Here is an 18378-nt window from a genome sequence, read left to right as displayed (position 1 = left end):
CGGCACCGATCTGCGTTTGAATTCATGGAACTCGGAACGGGGTAAAGGAGGCGCGGTGCACTTCAACGGTCTTAAAACCGCCGCATTGATGGGCGCGATGTCGGCGATCATCGTCGGTATCGGCGCACTGTTTCAGAACACGCTGATCCTGGTCGGCGCGATCCTGCTGGCCGTGGGCACCAACGCTTACGCGTACTTCAACAGCGCCAAGATGTCGTTGCGCGCCATGCACGCTCAGCCGGTGACCGAAGTCCAGGCGCCGGCCCTCTACCGGATCGTCAGGGAGCTGGCGACCGAAGCGCATCAGCCGATGCCCTCGCTTCACATCAGCCCGACCGAGTCGCCGAATGCGTTCGCGACCGGGCGGAACCCGAAGAACGCGGCAGTCTGCTGCACGTCGGGCATCATGGATCTCCTCACCGAACGCGAACTCCGTGCGGTGCTCGGACACGAGTTGTCGCACGTGTACAACCGCGACATCCTGATCAGCTCGATCGCCGGTGCGATGGCCGCGGTCATCACTGGCCTGGCGAACCTCGCGATGTTCATGGGCATGTTCGGCGGAGGCAACCGGGAGAACGGGCCGGGTCCGTTCTCGATGATCCTGATCGCCATGCTCGGGCCGATCGCGGCCTCGGTGGTGCAGATGTCGGTGTCCCGGTCGAGGGAGTTCCAGGCCGACAAGTCCGGTGCCGAACTAACCAACGATCCGTTGGCGCTGGCATCGGCGCTGGGGAAGATCTCCGGGGGCGTCCAGGCAGCCCCGCTGCCACCGACTCCGGACCTGACGACCCAGTCGCATCTGATGATCGAGAGCCCGTTCCGGGCAGGCGAGAAGCTCTCGAGGTTCTTCTCCACTCACCCGCCGACCGAGGAGCGCATCGAACGGCTCCAGGAGATGGCACGCGATCGGGGCCAGTGGGGCTGACCCGTTCGATCGCCGCGCCCGCCCGCTGGGGCAAAACGAAGTACTACCGGTAGTTCACAAACTGCAACGCGATGCCGAAATCCTCACCTTTGAGCAACGCGATGATCGACTGAAGGTCGTCTCGCTTCTTGGACGAGACGCGCAGTTCGTCGCCCTGGATCTGCGCCTTGGCGCCCTTAGGGCCCTCATCGCGGATCTTCTTGGTGATCTTCTTCGCGTGTTCCTGGTCGATGCCCTCAACGAGGTCGCCGGAGATCTTGAAGGTCTTACCGGAGGAGACGGGGTCGCCGGCGTCGAACGCCTTCAGGGAGATGTCGCGACGGATCAGCTTCTCCTTGAAAACCTCGAGACCGGCGAGTGCGCGCTCCTCGGCGTCGGAGGTGATCACGATCTTCTCTTCGCCCGACCAGTCGATAGTCGTGTTGGTGCCGCGGAAGTCGTAGCGCTGCGACAACTCCTTGCCCGCCTGGTTGAGTGCGTTGTCGACTTCCTGTCGGTCGATCTTGCTCACCACGTCAAACGATGAATCAGCCATGCCCGGCAGCCTACACCGTCCCTGAACAGCAGATTTGCGTGCATGTGGGAGGTTCGTTGTATTCTTGCTCCCGTTGCTTGAAGCGCGGTGCGGGTCCTGCTGGGACGTGCACATGCGTGGTGTGACATGGCAGATTGCCCGAGCGGCCAAAGGGAGCGGATTGTAAATCCGTCGCGCAAGCTTCGAAGGTTCGAATCCTTCATCTGCCACGTACGTGGTTACCCCATGGGTGTCCTGCTGACCAGTGGTTTTGGTTTAACGGTTCCGGTGTGTGTAACCTCGTTGAGGCTCTTGACTCGCGTGGACTTGGCCAAGTCTTCGTGATCGGGCACGCCCCCTTAGCTCAGACGGCAGAGCGTTTCCATGGTAAGGAAAAGGTCGACGGTTCGATTCCGTCAGGGGGCTCGCTGGTTTCGCGGCTTTACGCGGTGGGACCGACAGGGCGGTGTAGCTCAGCTGGTTAGAGCGCACGACTCATAATCGTGAGGTCGGGGGATCGAGTCCCCCCACCGCTACACATCGATCACCGGCACACGGCCCGGCCCGAACGCCAGGGACCGCGCTGCGGGCCCGATAACTGCAAGACGCGAAAGTAGGCAACAAAGTGGCTTCCTCAACCGATGTGCGGCCGAAGATCACCTTGGCATGCGAGGTGTGCAAGCACCGTAACTACATCACCAAGAAGAATCGTCGCAACGATCCCGATCGTCTCGAGATCAAGAAGTTCTGCCCGAACTGCGGCAAGCACGAGACTCATAAAGAGTCGCGCTGATCACTGACGTGCTTCATGCACGTCAGAACGGACCAATCGAGCGGGTCATCTCATTCACGTGAGGTGGCCCGCTTGATTTTGTCTGCACCCAGAATATCTGTAACGATCGGATACCGATCGGTGACATTTGGGAGCATGTGAGGTGAATGATTTCGTCGGCACAACCCCGGGCGTCCTGGGAATGTCGACGGCCCGCGGGGGCTGGGGTGAGGAGTGAGAAGCGATGACGCAGGTTGACGATCCGGAGATCCAGGCGAGGATCGCCGCGTTGAAGGCCGGGGCGAAGATGACGCCGGAAGAGGTCGCCGAGCACACCAGGGCGATGATCGGACTGAATTACACGGTCGATGACTACTACGAGGTCGGGCGCGAGGAGATTCGCAAGCATGCGCGCGCCGTGCAGGACGATCATCCGGTCCACTGGGACGAGGCGAGGGCCGCCGCGCTCGGGCATGACACTCTCATCGCTGCACCGACCTTCTTCTCGATGCTCGGCATCGTCGCGCAGCGCCGCCTGTTCGAGGATGTCGTGACCGGCTACGACCTGTGGCAGATCATGCAGACCGATCAGCGACTGGTCCTCCACCAGCCGATCAGAGTGGGTGACCGGCTCATCTGCGATGTGTCGCTCGATTCGTTCCGTCAGTCGATGGGCGCCGACATGATGGTCACCAAGAACATCGTCTGGAATCAGTACGGCGAACCGATGATGACGACGTTCACCTCGCTCGTCGCGCGACCCTCGGTCGAGGTCGATCCCGACGTCATGGACAAGCTCGATCACGTCATGATGAAGATCGACCACGAGCCGCAGGGCGGCCAGACGGTCTTCGGCCCGTTCGACAGGTACCACGAGCCGGACCCGACCCTGAAGCCCCAGCCCTATGGTGCGATCGATTTCGACAGTCTCGAGGTGGGCCAGGAGCTGCCGCAGGTCACCAAGGTGCTCACCCTGGGTAACCTGGTCAACTTCGCGGGTGTCGTGAGCGATCCGAACCCGATTCACTTCTCGCCGGAGGCGGCGCAGTCCATCGAGCTCGACGGGATCGTCGCGCACGGTATGCAGACGATGGGACTCGGTGCGAGTTACATCAGCGCGTTCGTGGGCGACCCGGCCGCGATCTACGAGTACAACGTTCGGTTCACCAGTCCCGTATACGTGCCGACCGTCGGGTACGCGGAGGTCGACTTCACCGGCAAGGTCCGCTCGCTCGACCGCGAAACCCGCCGCGGTGTGATCGCACTGGTAGCCAAGCAGGGGGACCGCAAGATCTTCGGTCGGGCTCAGGCGCACGTGCAGTTCCGCTGAGCGGTCGGCGGACAGCGGAGTTGGGGCGGGCCGCCGGTTTGCTCTACACTAACTAGGTCTGATGCTCTTCAGGCTTGCGCGCTGCCCATAGGGTGGCGCGTTGGTGTTGTAAGAGCCTGACACGTACCGGGTCGAATCCGGTACAAAGGGGCGTAGCTCAACTGGCAGAGCAGCGGTCTCCAAAACCGCAGGTTGCAGGTTCAAGTCCTGTCGCCCCTGCCCTCGGGGCAGAATGCATACGAAGGGATCGGTGAGAAGGTGGCCAAGCGGGATCGCAAGGCCGACGGCGTCGACGACTCGATCGAGGTCGACGACACCCGGGCCGACGAGTTGCGTCCGAGCGGTAAACGCTCGGCGCGAGGACGTCGGTCGGAAGGGGCGAACGCCACCGCTGTCGCGACCTCGTCGCGCACTGCGGAATCCGCTTCGTCGTCGAGTCGGAACCCGTTCGCACGCATCTGGGTCTTCCTGAAGCAGGTGGTCGGCGAGATGCGCAAGGTCATCTGGCCGACGCGCAATGAGATGGTCAACTACTCGATCGCGGTTCTCGCGTTCGTGGTCGTGGTGACGGCGATCATCGCAGGACTGGACATCGGTTTCGCGAAGCTGACACTGATGGTGTTCGGCTGACGCGTGACCATGTGGGCGTGAAGCCCGCGACACCGCGGGGCAGACCTCCCGGTGAACCAGCGGGCACGTCCCGATTGAGCAATGAAGGAGTTGGGCGCAGTGAGCACCCCGGAGAACGAAATCGAATCGCCGGAACCCGGTGAGGCGACGCCCGACGCTGACACTGCGGCCGCTGTGCCGGAGGACGCGCAGGTCGAGGCTTCGGAGACCGCGGAGGCCGAGACTGTTGCAGAAGAGTCCGCCGACGCCGCGTCTGCCGAAGCAGAGCCCGAAGAGGTCGACCCGGTCGCGGAGCTGAAGGCCGAGCTGCGACGCGCGCCCGGCGACTGGTACGTCATCCACTCGTACGCAGGCTACGAGAACAAGGTGAAGACGAATCTCGAGACTCGTGTTCAGAACCTGGACGTCGGCGACTACATCTTCCAGGTCGAGGTTCCGATCGAAGAAGTCACCGAGATCAAGAACGGTCAGCCGAAGAAGGTCAACCGCAAGGTGCTGCCGGGATACATCCTGGTGCGCATGGAACTCAACGACGACTCGTGGAGCGCGGTGCGCAACACGCCGGGCGTCACGGGCTTCGTCGGCATGACATCCCGTCCGTCGCCGTTGTCGCTCAAGGAGGTGCTGCAGTTCCTGCTGCCGCGCGCCGAGGTGCGCAAGGCGGCTGCGGCCAAGGCCGCCACCGAGGCGGGCGAGAGCGTGGAGGCGGCGGCAGCCGCCGCGTCGAACCTCGTCGAGGTCGACTTCGAGGTCGGCGAGTCGGTCACCGTCATGGACGGCCCGTTCGCCACCCTCCCGGCCTCGATCAGCGAGGTCAACACCGAACAGCGCAAGGTGAAGGTCCTGGTGTCGATCTTCGGCCGCGAAACCCCGGTCGAGCTCGGCTTCAACCAGGTCGAGAAGATCTGACGATCCCACCGAAGCGATGAAGAGACTTCCGCGTATCCAGCGTGCGCGGATCTGTAGGAAAAAGGACTAGAGGATATGCCTCCCAAGAAGAAAAAGAAGATCTCCGGGATCATCAAGCTCCAGATTCAGGCGGGCCAGGCCAACCCGGCTCCGCCGGTCGGCCCCGCGCTCGGTCAGCACGGCGTCAACATCATGGAGTTCTGCAAGGCGTACAACGCCGCAACCGAGTCGCAGCGCGGCAACGTGGTGCCGGTTGAGATCTCCGTGTACGAAGACCGTTCGTTCGACTTCAAGCTGAAGACTCCGCCGGCTGCCAAGCTGCTGCTCAAGGCGGCAGGTCTGCAGAAGGGTTCGGGCGAGCCGCACACCAACAAGGTCGGCAAGATCTCGATGGACCAGGTCCGCGAGATCGCGAAGACCAAGGCCGAGGACCTGAACGCCAACGACATCGATCAGGCGGCGAAGATCATCGCCGGCACTGCTCGGTCGATGGGCATCACCGTCGAAGGCTGACAGCCGTACCGGTGTCGAGTGCCGACGGCGGAAGCCGGCGGGATTCGAGACCACCACCACCCGTGGGAGGGCCGCGCTCGGCCCATTAACCACTAACTCCCGCACACCGCGGGGAGAAGGAACAGAGCATGAGCAAGCAGAGCAAGGCCTACGCGGCCGCCGCTGAGAAGGTCGACCAGGACAAGCTGTACAGCCCGCTGGAGGCTGTGGCGCTGGCCAAGGACACCTCCTCGAAGAACACCGATTCGACCGTTGAGGTCGCCGTCCGCCTGGGCGTCGATCCCCGTAAGGCCGACCAGATGGTCCGCGGCACCGTGAACCTGCCGAACGGCACCGGTAAGACCGCCCGCGTCATCGTGTTCGCCGCGGGCGACAAGGCCACCGAGGCCGCCGCTGCCGGCGCCGACGAGGTCGGAGCCGAGGACCTGATCGAGAAGATCCAGGGCGGCTGGCTCGATTTCGACGCAGCGATCGCCACCCCGGACCAGATGGCCAAGGTCGGCCGCATCGCGCGCGTCCTCGGACCGCGTGGTCTGATGCCGAACCCGAAGACGGGCACCGTCACCAACGACGTGACGAAGGCCATCAACGAGATCAAGGGCGGTAAGATCACCTTCCGCGTCGATAAGGCCGCGAACCTGCACTTCGTGATCGGCAAGGCGTCGTTCGACGTCGCCAAGCTCGCCGAGAACTACGGCGCGGCGTACGACGAGATCATGCGTGCGAAGCCGTCGGCGGCGAAGGGCCGTTACGTCAAGAAGGTCACCGTTTCGACCAACACCGGCCCGGGCATCCCCGTCGACCCGGCCGTCACGCGAAACTTCGCCGGCGAGGAGTGAGTCACTCCTCCCGCATGCGGAGTGTGAATCGCTCCAGGTAGTACTGCATGAAAGGCGCCTCCCGTCCTGATGACGGGAGGCGCCTTTCGTCGTCACCGGCCAGATGAGCGTACGAGTGATCGAGGTTGTGGATGAGGCGATCGACTGCCGTCGGGAGGTATCGCTAACCTGTGGTTCATGCGAGACGACAGACTTCTCACCAGGATCGCCGGTCTCCTTCGCCAAGCGGAGGGCACAGATAACGAGCACGAGGCAGAGGCGTTCATGGCTGCGGCTCAGCGCCTCGCCACGGCGGCGTCGATCGACCTCGCGCTGGCGCGCAGTCACGATGGTGCACAGCGTCGCAGCGTCGCACCCATCACCCGCCAGATCCGGATGGGAGACGCGGGTAAACGTGGACTGCGCACGTATGTGCAGTTGTTCGTGCAGATCGCCCGCGCCAACGATGTGACATGCGATGTCGCGTCGAACTCGACGTTCGTGATCGCGTACGGATTCGAATCCGACATCGACACCTGCGAGACGCTGTACACGTCCCTGGTGATCCAGATGGTCGCGGCCAGCGACGCATACCTGAAGTCGGGTGCGTACAAGGGAGACACCGCGCGGCAGGTGGTGACGAAGGGCAGCGGCTACTTCCGCAGACGGGTCGTTGAGGAGAAGCCGCTCTCGCCGATCACCGCGCGATTGAACTTCCAGTCGGCATTCGCCGAGCGCATCGGTGCGCGGCTGCAGACAGCACGCGACGAGGGGCGCGCTGAAGCGGTTGCCAACGAGTCGGGGTCCGCGGCGAGAGGGTCCACCGAGATCGCGCTGCGGGACAAGGAGCTCGAGGTGTCCTCGTTCTACCGGGAGTCGACGTCTGCGCGCGGGACGTGGCGTCCCAGCTCCGCCCGTTCGGGGTACTCGTCGGCGGCTCGGCGTGCGGGGGACCGTGCAGGCAAGCGTGCCCGGATCGGCGCGGATGCGACCCTTCCCGGAGCCAACGGCGCCATCGACCGGTGACTCGGGACGCGAATCGTGCGCGAGTGTACGAGGCCGAGGGGCTCACGCTTCGATTGATGGAACGGGCGGGCGGCGCCCACACGGTCCAGATCGCCGGAACCGAGCTCACCGTGCCCGCGGAGGCGCGATTCGGATCGCTCGAGGCTGTCCGCGCGTACACCGACGACGTGCTCGCGCTGCGAGCGGTGCGCGACCGCTTCTCCCGCGCAGAGCAGCCGGTCCGCTTTCGCCGCCGCCGCGGTGACCGGGCGGCCCACTACGAACGAGCAGCAGCGGTGATCGCCCTGCCGGATTCGGCAGGTGGCACCTGGGCATTGCGCGAACTCGTCGTGCTGCACGAGATCGCCCATCACCTGGACGATCGCGTCCCGGACGGCAACGGAGACGAATCGCCGGTGCACGGACCGCAGTTCGTGCAGGCTCTCATCGACCTGGTGGGCCTGGTGATGGGGCCCGAGGTGGGGCTCCTCTACCGGGTGGTGTTCACCGACGCCGGCGCGTGCTGACCACGGGGACGGGGTCAGCTCCCAGATCGCCGTCGGTCTGGAAAGTCAGATAGCTGGGCTTATCCGGATCGAGGACCAGCTGCTGACGGCGGCGTCGCGCCTTGATCAGGTCCGGCACGATCGTCAGGTAGCGCGGCAGGCTGGCCGCGTACACATCGACGCGGAGCCGGTGCCCGGGTTGCAGGATCGCGTCCGTCGGCACCATGTCGATGTCGATGCGGACCGGCTCGTCGGGCGGCACCGGCAGTCGGCGCGCGCTGGTGAGGTAGTGGACGGCGTCGATGAGCACACCGTCGCGCGTGTACGTGGACCGCGACGGATCGAGTGCACGGTTCGACGCGGTGAGCGCGCCGTTCGTCAGGACCCGCGAAGTGCCGTCCGGCGCCACGTCGTTCACCGTTACCGCCCAGATGCCCTCGTGAGCCGTGGTCGATACGTTGAGTCGCACGTTCATCTGCCCGGAGATCTGGGTCGGCAGCGTGACGGCTTCACTCGTGAAGGACAGGGCGCCCTCCTCCTGGAAACGGGAGTCGGAGGAGTAGGCGTCGCCGAGCATGATCGCCAGGCCCGCGGTCACCTGGGAGAGATCGCGCGAGGCGAAGCCGCGCATGTCGGGGCTCACGCGGAGCGAACGGCGACGGGGAGCCGCGGAATCGTGCAGACTGCCGTCGTGCCGAGCATGATCGGCCGTCCCGGTGTATTCCGGGGTGAGGAAGAGCCGCCGGACCTGCGCCTCCGCGCGGGGGAACGAATCACCGCACGACCAGTCGCCGTTCTGCTGCTCCATGGTGACGGGCCCGTAGTCGTCGACCCCGTTGTCGGAGGCTTTGAGCCATCGGTCGAACCACGCGCGTTCGAGCACGTCCAGGCGAGGTGGATGGTGGGCGCTGCCGTGGTCGCACCCGGGGTCCAGGTGGTAGCCGTCGGCGACGAGCATCTGCTTACGACCGGGCTCCAGTTGCAACTTCTCGTAGATGCGGGTGGCACTGCGCCCGAACAGGTCATGCCACGCGCCGACCGTGAAGGTCGGGCAGGTGATGTTCTCGATCGAGGGATCGCGTTCATCGAAGTAGGGGTCGTCGAAGATGCGTGTGTCCCGGGCGGTGAGGAACCCCCAGAGTAAGGACGGTATCTCGGTGGCAGGCGACTTCACCCGGTCTCGAAGCCAGCGGTACGTGTCGCCACGCAGCACGTCGGCGACGCCGGTCGCCGGGTTGGGGAGCCACTTGAGGCCGTTGACGAGCCCCATCCAGATCGGAATGAACGCCGACGGCATACCGCCGGTCAGATAGATGTCGCGGACGACGTCCTCGCTGCCCTCGACCGCGAACACCGCTTTCAGTGCGGGCGGGCGCAGACCTGCCGCTTGCAGCGAGTTGATCGCCGAGTACGACCAACCGGTCATCCCGACGTTGCCGTCGCACCATTCCTGCTTGCTGATCCAGTCGATGACCTCGAACGAGTCCTGCTGCTCCCGCGGGGACAGGATCTCCCAACGGCCTTGGGACGATCCGGTGCCGCGGACGTCGACGATGACCTGCGTGTAACCGGAGCGGACGAGGTTGCGGTTGATTCCGAAGACGTCCCACAGTCCGGTGCCGAACGTCCGGGCCAAGCGCGATACGCCGCCGAGCGGGCCGGACTCGAACTTCATCGAGGAACTCGCGAGCTTGACCGACTGCCCGATCGCCGGGGCGTGCAGGGCGTGGTCGATGCCGTCGATGACCGCTCGGTTGTACGGATTGACGTTGAGAACGGTCGGGAACGCGGTCTTGGCGGGCTGTCCGAGGATGTTGGCGGGACGCACGAGGGTGGCCCGGAGCCGAGTGCCGTCGCTGACGGTGATGGTGATGCTCCGGTCGATGACGACGCGCGGATACGGCTGTCTGCCGTCGACGGCATCGCGCCATCGAGCGGCCTTGGAACCGCCGTCGGCGTCCCGGTATCCGGGCGCCCCGGCGGGCCGGGGCAGATCGGCGTAATCGCCGTGGTCCAGCTGAAGAGTCACGTTCCGTTCACCTTCTCGCCACAGGATTGCGTGGGTCGGCGCCCACACGGTCGGTGCCCCGTTCTGTGGTGTACATCACGGGGTTGCGTGTCTCAATTAAAAACGACGGTGTGCCAGATGCCTAATCCGGGGTGCCTAACCGATGTGCTCTCTTGACCGGATTGTGACCCCCACGGCGGCTTCGAGGAGCATCGCAGTACTTATCTGCACCGACAGGTCACGTTCCGGGACGCGGGAAGACGCCACTGCGCCGCCGATCTTCCGTGCGGCCGTCCCCGCCGCAGTGGGAACCACGGCCGGAGTGCGCCAGTCGTGGCCGAACACGGGGAGCCCATCGACCATCGCCCGATTCGCCCAAGCGGCATCCGCGCTGGCCGTCACCAGGTGCGCCGCGCGGGCGCGCAGCCCCGCTGCGTCCGGGGCGTGATCGGGGAGATCGGTGGCGACCAGGGCCAGGTTCCGAGCGAGGATGCCGCCGAACAGTCCACCGTCGCCACCACCTGCGCCGCGGATCACGCCGTCGACGGTCATCAGGTCGGTGATCGCGCAGAGCAGGGAGTCGATGCGGGCGAGATGCCGTTGGTCCCCGGTGTGGCGGTGCGCCTCGATCTCGGCGCCGAGTGCGACGCCCTGACAGTAGGTGAAGGCCGTCGAATCGAGCTCGAGTGCGCCGTTCGCCCGACGCCACACGCCGTCGGCGATGAGGCCGGACCCGAGAGTGAGGTTCTCGTGAATCCAATCGGTCATCTCGACAGCGCGACCGGGACGGCCGGTGCGTGCCAGCAGGATCGCTGCGGGCCCGTTGGCGGGGGGCGTTGAAGAAGTGATCGGTGGTTCGCCAGGGGATGCCGCCGCCGAGCTCGGGGGTCCACGCGTCGTACATGACGTCGCGCAGCCTGCGCAGCGCACGCAGGTGCGCAGGCCCGGTCCGGGGTGAGAGGTGCCGATCCGCTCGTTCGATCGCCAGTCCGAGCCAGGCCATGTCGTCGTAGTACGAGTTGGTCCAGCGTCCGGTGTTTCGGATGCGAATGCCGCGCAGCAATGCGATCGCATCGTGAGCGCAGCGCGAGTCCTCGCGGTGAACTGCGCCGTCGATCAAAGTGTCCGCCAGGTGGGCCTGCCACCAGTAATTCCAGGACGCGGTGACGCGCGCGGGCGACAGGGGTCGCCCGACCGGCGGCCACGCGACCGCGCCGATGCGGGTGAAGGGCACCCATCCGCACAGACGCCGGATGTGGCGCGCGCGCAGCGCCGACTGTCCTGCGGCCGCTCGGTCCTGGGCCGATTCGACTTCTGTCGTCATGACCGTTAGCCTATGTCTCGGTGCATCGAGATCTATCCCGATGCGTCGAGTTCAACCAGAGACCGTTGGTCGTCGGGAACGAGGTTCCCGATCGAAGGTCCGGCAGATGTCGGCGACCCACGCAGGATGAACGAGGATTACATCCAGCGTTCGCGCTGAGAGACGTAACGCCCCGTGCCTCCTGTGCCGGGGCGTTTTTCATTCGCCGCCCGTCGATCGGAAAGCGCGCTCCTCACCCTTCGGGAACTGGGTCGATTCGGTCCGGTGAATCCGGGCCGACGTGAAGTGACACGAGAGGAGGCGAAGTATGGCCAAGGCCGAAAAGGTCACTGCAGTCGCAGAGATCGCCGAGCAGTTCAAGGGCGCCACGGCAACGCTGGTCACGGAATACCGTGGTCTGAGCGTTACCGACCTGGGCACCCTGCGTCGCTCGCTCGGTGAAGGTGCTACCTACTCCGTCGCCAAGAACACCCTCGTCAAGCGTGCTGCCGCAGAGGCGGGCGTTGAGGGCCTCGACGAGCTGTTCACCGGTCCGACCGCGATCGCCTTCATCGAAGGGGAGCCGGTCACGGCTGCCAAGGCGATGAAGACGTTCGCCAAGGAGAACAAGAACCTGGTCATCAAGGGTGGCTACATGGACGGCCGTGCGCTGTCCATCGCGGAGGTCGAACAGATCGCCGACCTTGAGACCCGTGAGGTTGTACTGGCAAAGCTCGCCGGTGCCATGAAGGGCAACTTGGCAAAGGCTGCAGGGCTGTTCAACCAGCCTGCGTCGCAGGTCGCGCGTCTCGCCGCGGCTCTGCAGGAGAAGCAGGAGGCTGCAGGCGACGCCGCCTGAGCATTCTGATCTCCACCCGGCCGGGTAGCCCCGGCCAACACACCATGAACGAGCCTGCATCGCAGGCGCCCCCGCACCAGCGGGGATTTACGGAAGGACGCCACCCATGGCGAAGCTCACCGCTGACGAGCTCATCGAGCAGTTCAAGGAACTGACCCTGCTGGAGCTCAGCGATTTCGTTAAGAAGTTCGAAGACGTCTTCGAGGTCACCGCTGCCGCTCCGGTCGCCGCTGCTGCACCCGGTGCACCGGCCGCCGGCGCCGAGGCCGAGGCCGAGCAGGACGAGTTCGACGTCGTGCTCGAGGGCGCGGGCGACAAGAAGATCCAGGTCATCAAGGTCGTGCGCGAGGTCGTCGCAGGACTGGGCCTGAAGGAAGCCAAGGACCTCGTCGAGGGTGCTCCGAAGGCTCTCCTGGAGAAGGTCAGCAAGGAAGACGCCGAGGCTGCCAAGACCAAGCTCGAAGAGGCCGGCGCGTCCGTCGCACTCAAGTGATCTGATCGCCGCAAGGCGACCCGACATCACTTCCGGGTGAACTCGCGAAGCGGGGCCCGCAGGGAAACCTGCGGGCCCCGCTTTCGTTCGTCTGCGTGCCGCGTAGGGGCGCTCGAGGACCGTGTGCGAGGTGTGGAGTGGCGGATGTCTCGGCGAGTCTGAGAATCGAGTCCGCTCACTTTGGACATAGGGGTCTCTTCGGTTACTCTCAGCACACTGAAAAAGTTACCGGCCGGTACCGCGCACTGATGTCCGAACACCACCGTGATCCGAACGTGTGAGCGCACTAAGCCGTGAGATAGAGTGACCGCAGCCACACACGGCACACCGGAGTGAGCAGGCGTAATAGCTCGTGGGGATCGGCGTCTCATCGGTGAGACGCACGCCCTGGTCTGGTACCTGAGAAACGTCTGGAGGACGCAGTGGGAGTTGAGGTCACGGTTGATGGGCTCACCAAATCGTTCGGATCGCAGAACATCTGGCGAGACGTCAGCCTGTCCCTGCCTGCGGGTGAGGTCAGCGCGTTGCTCGGCCCCTCGGGTACCGGTAAATCGGTCTTCCTGAAGACGCTGATCGGTCTGCTGCATCCCGAGCAGGGCTCGGTCGTCATCGACGGCACCGACATCACCCAGTGCTCCGCCAAAGAGCTCTACGAGATCCGCAAGCTGTTCGGCGTCCTGTTCCAGGACGGCGCGCTCTTCGGCTCGATGAGCCTGTTCGACAACATTGCGTTCCCTCTTCGTGAGCACACGAAGAAGAAGGAAGACGAGATCCGCCGGATCGTCTTGGAGAAGGTCGAGCTGGTCGGCCTCGCGGGCGCCGAGGACAAGCTCCCCGGTGAGATCTCCGGCGGTATGCGCAAGCGCGCCGGCCTGGCCCGTGCGCTGGTGCTCGACCCGGAGATCATCCTGTGCGACGAGCCCGACTCCGGTCTGGACCCGGTCCGCACCGCCTACATCTCCCAGCTGCTGATCGACATCAACGCGGAGATCGACGCGACGATCCTCATCGTCACGCACAACATCAACATCGCCCGCACCATTCCCGACAACATCGGCATGCTGTTCCGCAAGGAGTTGGTCATGTTCGGTCCGCGTGAGCAGCTGCTCACCTCGGAGCAGGCCGTGGTCAAGCAGTTCCTCTCGGGCGACCGTTTCGGTCCCATCGGCATGTCCGAGGAGAAGGACGAAGGCGCGGCAGCAACCGAGGCGGCCATGCAGGCGGCCGGCATCTCCGGTGGTGGCACGAAGGACGACTTCTCCGAGATCATCCCGCAGGTGCAGCCCAACCCGGGCATGCCGGTTCGCAAGGCCGCGATCCGTCACCGCGCGAATGTGCTGGACATGCTGCCCAGTCTCCCCGAGAACGCGCAGGACGCCATTCGCGCCTCGATCGCCGACGAGGATCGTCGGGCCGAGGAGTCTCCCGACACCTCGACCACGTTGGTCGCGCTGGCCCGCACCGACTTCAGTGAGCCGGGTGTGAACAGGACCGGTCTGCCGGGCGGTCCCGAAGGCGTCCACGTGGAGCCGGTGGACGTGCACCAGAAGTTGGCCGACGCGGAGCAGCGGCAGCAGCAGGAACAGCAGTACGAGCACCAGCCGGCCGGGGACGACGCCTTCACCGCACCGATCGACACGGCGGGCATCCAGACCGCGCTCAACGACCAGTCGAACGGGCAGGGGAGTAGCCAGGCATGACGAGTGTCGCCACGCGTGGCGTCGACCGGATCGCGAAGGCTGGAGGGGGTGCGCTCTCTCAGACCGGCAACATCGTCCAACTGTTCGTCGACGTCGCTCGCCAGCTCATGGTCCGACCGTTCCAGTTGCGCGAGTTCATTCAGCAGGCCTGGTTCATCGCCAGCGTCACCATCCTGCCGACGGCGCTCATCGCGATCCCGTTCGGCGCGATCGTCTCGCTGCAGACCGGTTCGCTGATCAAGCAGCTCGGTGCGGAGTCGTACACCGGCGCGGCGAGCGTTCTCGTCGTGGTTCAACAGGGATCGCCGCTGGTCACGTCGCTGCTTGTGGCGGGCGCCGCCGGATCGGCCGTCGCGGCCGACCTCGGATCGCGGACCATTCGTGAGGAGATCGACGCGATGGAGGTGCTGGGGATCAATCCCATCCAGCGGCTCGTCGTGCCCCGCGTGCTGGCGATGATCCTCGTCGCCATCCTCCTGAACGGACTGGTCGCGGTCGTCGGCATCGGCGGCGGCTACTTCTTCAACGTGGTCGTCCAGGGCGGTACCCCGGGCGCCTACCTCGCATCGTTCGGTGCGCTGGCGCAGTTGCCCGATCTCTACATCTCGACACTCAAGGCGGCACTGTTCGGTGTGATCGCCGGTGTGGTCGCGTCGTACAAGGGACTCAATCCGAAGGGTGGCCCGAAGGGCGTCGGCGACGCGGTGAACCAGAGTGTGGTCGTGACGTTCCTGCTGTTGTTCTTCGCGAACCTGATCCTGACGGCAGTGTTCGTGCAAATCGTTCCGCCGAAGGTAGGTTAGCGATGACTCGTGGCGTAACGATCTCCAAGAGCCGTCCGGAGTACCTCCTCTACGAGGCCCGCAAGCAAGCGGGCAAGCCGCTCAAGCTGCTCGATGGTGCGGGCGAGCAGATGTCTTTCTACATGCGCACGATCGCGTGGATCCCGAAGACTCTCGTCCATTACACTCGCGAGGTCCTCCGTCTCCTGGCAGAGGTGGCCTTCGGCACGGGTGGTCTAGCCGTGATCGCCGGCACCGTGGGCGTGATGATCCTGATGTCCGGATTCACCGGCGTCGTCGTCGGCATTCAGGGCTACGCGGCGCTCGATCAGATCGGTTCGCAAGCCCTGACCGGCTTCTTGTCCGCGTACGTGAACACCCGTGAAGTAGCGCCACTGGTGGCCGGATTGTCGTTGTCCGCGACGGTGGGCTGCGGTTTCACCGCCCAACTCGGCGCCATGCGCATCTCCGAGGAGATCGACGCGCTGGAGGTCATGGCTGTCCCGTCGGTTCCGTTCCTGGTCAGTACGCGTGTCATCGCCGGATTCGTCGCCGTCATCCCGTTGTACGTCCTCGGTCTGCTGGCCGCTTACCTTGCATCACGAACGATGAACACGACGTTCAACGGTCAGTCGACGGGCTCTTACGACCACTACTTCAATCTGTTCCTGCCGCCTGAGGACGTCCTGTGGTCGTTCGGCAAGGTGCTGATATTCGCGTTCGTGATCATCCTGGTGCACTGCTACTACGGCTACTACGCGAGCGGCGGCCCCGCGGGTGTCGGTGTGGCCGTCGGTCACGCGGTGCGTGCGGCCCTCGTGCTGATCGCAGTCCTCGACTTCTTTTTGAGCCTGGCGATCTGGGGTACCACCACGACCGTCCGAGTGGGAGGTTAGGCGCACGTGGCGACTTTCAAGCGCAGGATGCTCGGCCTGCTGTTCTTCGTGGTCTGCATCGGGCTGCTCGCGGCGTCGGTTCTGAAGTTCCAGGGAGTGTTCGACGACAAGGCGAAGCTCACCCTCGAGACCACCAGTGCGGGCAACACTCTCGCCGAGAATTCCGACGTGAAGATCCGCGGTGTCCTCGTCGGTTCGGTCGAGAGCATCGACGTCGAGGATGGCGGAGATGCTCTCGTGAAGATGAAGGTCGACGGCGACAAGTTGAAGGATCTGCCGATCGGTACGACCGGCCGCATCCTTCCCAAGACGCTGTTCGGCGAACGTTACGTCTCACTGACCATTCCCGAGAACGGGCACGGCGAACTCGAGGACGGTGCAACGATCCAGACCGATCCCCGTGGCAACACGAAGGAGATCGAGGATCTGTTCGACGGTTTGCTGCCGGTGCTCGAGGCGATTCCGCCGGAGGATCTGAACGCGACCCTGACCTCGATCTCGCAGGCGATCGGCGGTAAGGGCAAGGACCTCGGTGAGACGTTCGATCGACTCAACACGATCTTCACCCGCGTGAACGCGAACATGCCTGAACTTCAGGGCACTCTTCGCGGTCTCGCCACCTTCTCCACGACTTACTCCGAAGCGCTGCCCGACGTGATCGACTCGCTCGATTCGCTGCGGACGACGACGAACACCATCGCCGAGCGTGAGGGCGACTTCTCCTCGCTGATCCAGACGCTGTCCACGGCATCGGTGGACACCACGAAGTTCCTGCGGAAGAACCGTCGCGACCTGCTGGACCTCACGATCGATTCGGAGCCGTTCCTGACCGCTCTGGCGAAGCAGTCCCCGTCGTTCGGATGCACGTTCAAGAACTTCGCGGACATCATTCCGAAGTCCGAGAAGATCGTCGGCAAGGGGACGGAGAATCCCGGAGTCCGCGTCAACCTGCAGTTCGTCAACCCGCGCGGCCGGTACCTGCCGAACCAGGACGAGCCCCGCTTGTTCTGGGAGGATCCGCCGGCTCGTTGCTTCGAGCCTGCGAAGGACGGCCGTCCGTTCGGTCAGTACCCGGGAGGTAGTGTGCCCGACGGTTCGTACCAGCCGCCGTCGCGTAACCCGGGACCCGCCCACGTGCGCGAACTGCCCCAGCCGCAGTTCAGCGGAAGGCCGGCCGGTTCGATATATGACGACCCCGACTACATGAAGCAGATGCAGATGGTCTACGGCGCGTCGAGCGGCGTCGATCCGAGTCAGGTTCCGAGGTGGGTTACCTACATCGGTGGAGGTGCGATGCAGGGAGCACAGGTGAACGTTCGATGAAGTCACTTGTAGCGCCGACGGTCAAGTTGATCGTGTTCGCCGTCGTCACGGTGATCGCGACGGCGATGCTCGGTCTGACCATCGCCAACGCCGGCGGTGGCGGACGTTCCGGGTTCAAGGCGATCTTCACCGATGCAGCCATGCTGAACCCCGGTGACGATGTCCGTATCGCCGGTGTTCGGGTAGGAAAGGTCGAGAGCGTAGAGATCACGGACCGCAATAAGGCAATGGTCACCTTCAACGTCGATCGCGATGCTCTTCCGGCCAGCACCCAGATCCACATCAGATACCGGAACCTCACCGGTCTGCGGTACGTCGGTCTCGAGAAGGGCCCGGGGAACGCCGCGCAGAAGGTGAAGCCGGGCTTCGTCTTCGGTGCTGATCCCAAGGTCGAGAACACGCACCCGGCGGTGAACCTGACCGAACTGTTCAACGGTTTCCGTCCGCTGTTCAAGCAGATCGCGCCGGAAGACGTCAACAAACTGGCCGAGACGGTGATCAAGGTCTTCCAGGGCGACATGGACACCACGATCAGTCAGCTGATCTCCCAGACGTCGGAGTTGACGAACGCCCTCGCCGACAAGGACAAGGTGATCGGCGACATGATCACCAACCTGACGAAGGTTCTCGACACGGTGAATCGCAACGACGAGCAGTTCTCGAGCCTCCTGATCAACACCGAGAAATTGGTGTCCGGGCTTGCCTCCCAGCGCAATTCGGTGGGATCGGCCATCACGTCGGTATCCAACCTGACGACGGTCACCGGCTCGCTCCTGAGTAAGTCGAGGCCGTCCATCCAGGGCGACATCGCGGGCGTCAAGTCGTTGTCGGATCAGTTGAACACTCGCACCGACGACATCGAGAAGGCGCTCACCAACTTGCCGGTCAAACTGCAGAAGATCGGCCGCGCAGCCACCTTCGGCTCGTGGTTCCAGTTCTATGCGTGCGGCATCGACGTCGTCGCAGGCAACGGCAAGTCCACGCTGCTGACGAAGCCTGCGGTCGGACTGCCCGATATCAACCATGTGCTTTACACCAGTGCCGCAACCCGGTGCTGGCGGGACAACCAGAGGCCGGGGGCGTGAGGAG

At 64.5% G+C, this 18378-nt stretch carries 18 protein-coding genes, 4 tRNA genes and 1 pseudogene; 20 read left to right on the top strand and 3 right to left on the bottom strand.

Going from position 1 to position 18378, the window contains the following annotated elements:
• Positions 1 to 55: 55 nt before the first annotated feature.
• Entirely contained in the window at positions 56 to 928 is an 873-nt protein-coding gene (htpX, locus tag FO044_RS12485; protein ID WP_132992219.1) for a zinc metalloprotease HtpX, read from the top strand.
• Between the two features lie 43 nt (positions 929 to 971).
• On the opposite strand, the gene FO044_RS12480 is transcribed toward htpX, so the two are convergent.
• Positions 972 to 1463 carry a YajQ family cyclic di-GMP-binding protein gene (locus tag FO044_RS12480; protein WP_143965748.1) on the bottom strand — a complete coding sequence of 164 codons (492 nt, stop codon included), beginning with the start codon at positions 1461 to 1463 and terminating at the stop codon, positions 972 to 974.
• A gap of 128 nt (positions 1464 to 1591) precedes the next feature.
• On the opposite strand from FO044_RS12480, the gene FO044_RS12475 reads away from it, so the two are divergent.
• From FO044_RS12475 to FO044_RS12420, 12 genes are all read left to right on the top strand, one after another.
• Positions 1592 to 1672: transfer RNA gene (locus FO044_RS12475), tRNA-Tyr, on the top strand.
• Positions 1673 to 1795: 123 nt separating this feature from the next.
• Positions 1796 to 1868 (top strand) — tRNA-Thr (locus tag FO044_RS12470).
• A 36-nt stretch (positions 1869 to 1904) separates the two neighbouring features.
• Positions 1905 to 1978: transfer RNA gene (locus FO044_RS12465), tRNA-Met, on the top strand.
• An 89-nt stretch (positions 1979 to 2067) separates the two neighbouring features.
• Positions 2068 to 2235 (top strand): 50S ribosomal protein L33, encoded by a 168-nt coding sequence (gene rpmG / locus FO044_RS12460; RefSeq protein ID WP_132992217.1) that lies wholly within the window; start codon positions 2068 to 2070, stop codon positions 2233 to 2235.
• A 223-nt stretch (positions 2236 to 2458) separates the two neighbouring features.
• Entirely contained in the window at positions 2459 to 3544 is a 1086-nt protein-coding gene (locus FO044_RS12455) for a fused (3R)-hydroxyacyl-ACP dehydratase subunits HadA/HadB (RefSeq protein WP_132992216.1), read from the top strand.
• Positions 3545 to 3690: 146 nt separating this feature from the next.
• Positions 3691 to 3763: transfer RNA gene (locus FO044_RS12450), tRNA-Trp, on the top strand.
• Positions 3764 to 3802: 39 nt separating this feature from the next.
• The gene (gene secE / locus FO044_RS12445) at positions 3803 to 4174 is read left to right on the top strand and encodes a preprotein translocase subunit SecE (protein WP_143965747.1); all 372 of its coding nucleotides are present in this window, start codon (positions 3803 to 3805) and stop codon (positions 4172 to 4174) included.
• 99 nt (positions 4175 to 4273) lie between these two features.
• Entirely contained in the window at positions 4274 to 5083 is an 810-nt protein-coding gene (nusG, locus tag FO044_RS12440; RefSeq protein ID WP_132992214.1) for a transcription termination/antitermination protein NusG, read from the top strand.
• Between the two features lie 75 nt (positions 5084 to 5158).
• Entirely contained in the window at positions 5159 to 5596 is a 438-nt protein-coding gene (gene rplK, locus FO044_RS12435) for a 50S ribosomal protein L11 (protein ID WP_132992213.1), read from the top strand.
• 128 nt (positions 5597 to 5724) lie between these two features.
• Entirely contained in the window at positions 5725 to 6435 is a 711-nt protein-coding gene (gene rplA, locus FO044_RS12430; RefSeq protein ID WP_143965746.1) for a 50S ribosomal protein L1, read from the top strand.
• Positions 6436 to 6612: 177 nt separating this feature from the next.
• Positions 6613 to 7440, top strand: a complete 828-nt coding sequence (locus FO044_RS12425; protein WP_143965745.1) for a DUF2786 domain-containing protein — start codon at positions 6613 to 6615, stop codon at positions 7438 to 7440.
• 56 nt (positions 7441 to 7496) lie between these two features.
• Positions 7497 to 7946, top strand: a complete 450-nt coding sequence (locus FO044_RS12420; RefSeq protein WP_235831445.1) for a TIGR04338 family metallohydrolase — start codon at positions 7497 to 7499, stop codon at positions 7944 to 7946.
• Here the strand turns inward: FO044_RS12420 and FO044_RS12415 are convergent.
• Positions 7924 to 9954, bottom strand: coding sequence for a CocE/NonD family hydrolase (locus FO044_RS12415; RefSeq protein ID WP_143965743.1), 2031 nt, complete (start codon positions 9952 to 9954; stop codon positions 7924 to 7926). The two genes, FO044_RS12420 and FO044_RS12415, sit on opposite strands and share 23 nt — an antisense overlap.
• A gap of 135 nt (positions 9955 to 10089) precedes the next feature.
• Positions 10090 to 11257, bottom strand: a pseudogene (locus FO044_RS12410) (glycoside hydrolase family 76 protein).
• Positions 11258 to 11564: 307 nt separating this feature from the next.
• On the opposite strand from FO044_RS12410, the gene rplJ reads away from it, so the two are divergent.
• The 7 genes from rplJ to FO044_RS12375 all read left to right on the top strand — a co-directional run bounded on the left by rplJ (position 11565) and on the right by FO044_RS12375 (position 18374).
• Positions 11565 to 12095, top strand: coding sequence for a 50S ribosomal protein L10 (gene rplJ / locus FO044_RS12405; RefSeq protein WP_132992207.1), 531 nt, complete (start codon positions 11565 to 11567; stop codon positions 12093 to 12095).
• A gap of 106 nt (positions 12096 to 12201) precedes the next feature.
• Positions 12202 to 12588, top strand: coding sequence for a 50S ribosomal protein L7/L12 (gene rplL, locus FO044_RS12400; RefSeq protein ID WP_143965742.1), 387 nt, complete (start codon positions 12202 to 12204; stop codon positions 12586 to 12588).
• Between the two features lie 422 nt (positions 12589 to 13010).
• Positions 13011 to 14288, top strand: coding sequence for an ABC transporter ATP-binding protein (locus FO044_RS12395; protein ID WP_132992205.1), 1278 nt, complete (start codon positions 13011 to 13013; stop codon positions 14286 to 14288).
• Entirely contained in the window at positions 14285 to 15091 is an 807-nt protein-coding gene (locus FO044_RS12390; RefSeq protein ID WP_132992204.1) for an MlaE family ABC transporter permease, read from the top strand. Before FO044_RS12395 ends, FO044_RS12390 begins: the two co-directional genes overlap by 4 nt.
• A gap of 2 nt (positions 15092 to 15093) precedes the next feature.
• Complete coding sequence (locus FO044_RS12385) at positions 15094 to 15966, top strand: MlaE family ABC transporter permease (RefSeq protein WP_132992203.1); 873 nt, start codon at positions 15094 to 15096, stop codon at positions 15964 to 15966.
• A gap of 6 nt (positions 15967 to 15972) precedes the next feature.
• Positions 15973 to 17289: an MCE family protein gene (locus FO044_RS12380; RefSeq protein ID WP_132992202.1), complete on the top strand. Its 1317-nt coding sequence runs from the start codon at positions 15973 to 15975 to the stop codon at positions 17287 to 17289.
• Positions 17286 to 18374 carry an MCE family protein gene (locus tag FO044_RS12375; protein ID WP_132992201.1) on the top strand — a complete coding sequence of 363 codons (1089 nt, stop codon included), beginning with the start codon at positions 17286 to 17288 and terminating at the stop codon, positions 18372 to 18374. The genes FO044_RS12380 and FO044_RS12375 overlap by 4 nt, the downstream gene beginning before the upstream one ends.
• The last annotated feature ends 4 nt before the right edge of the window (positions 18375 to 18378 follow it).

It is taken from the genome of Gordonia zhaorongruii, from assembly GCF_007559005.1.
GTDB lineage: Bacteria > Actinomycetota > Actinomycetes > Mycobacteriales > Mycobacteriaceae > Gordonia > Gordonia zhaorongruii.
Note: the sequence above shows the minus strand (reverse complement) of the source record. Positions and strands in the feature narration are given on the sequence as shown.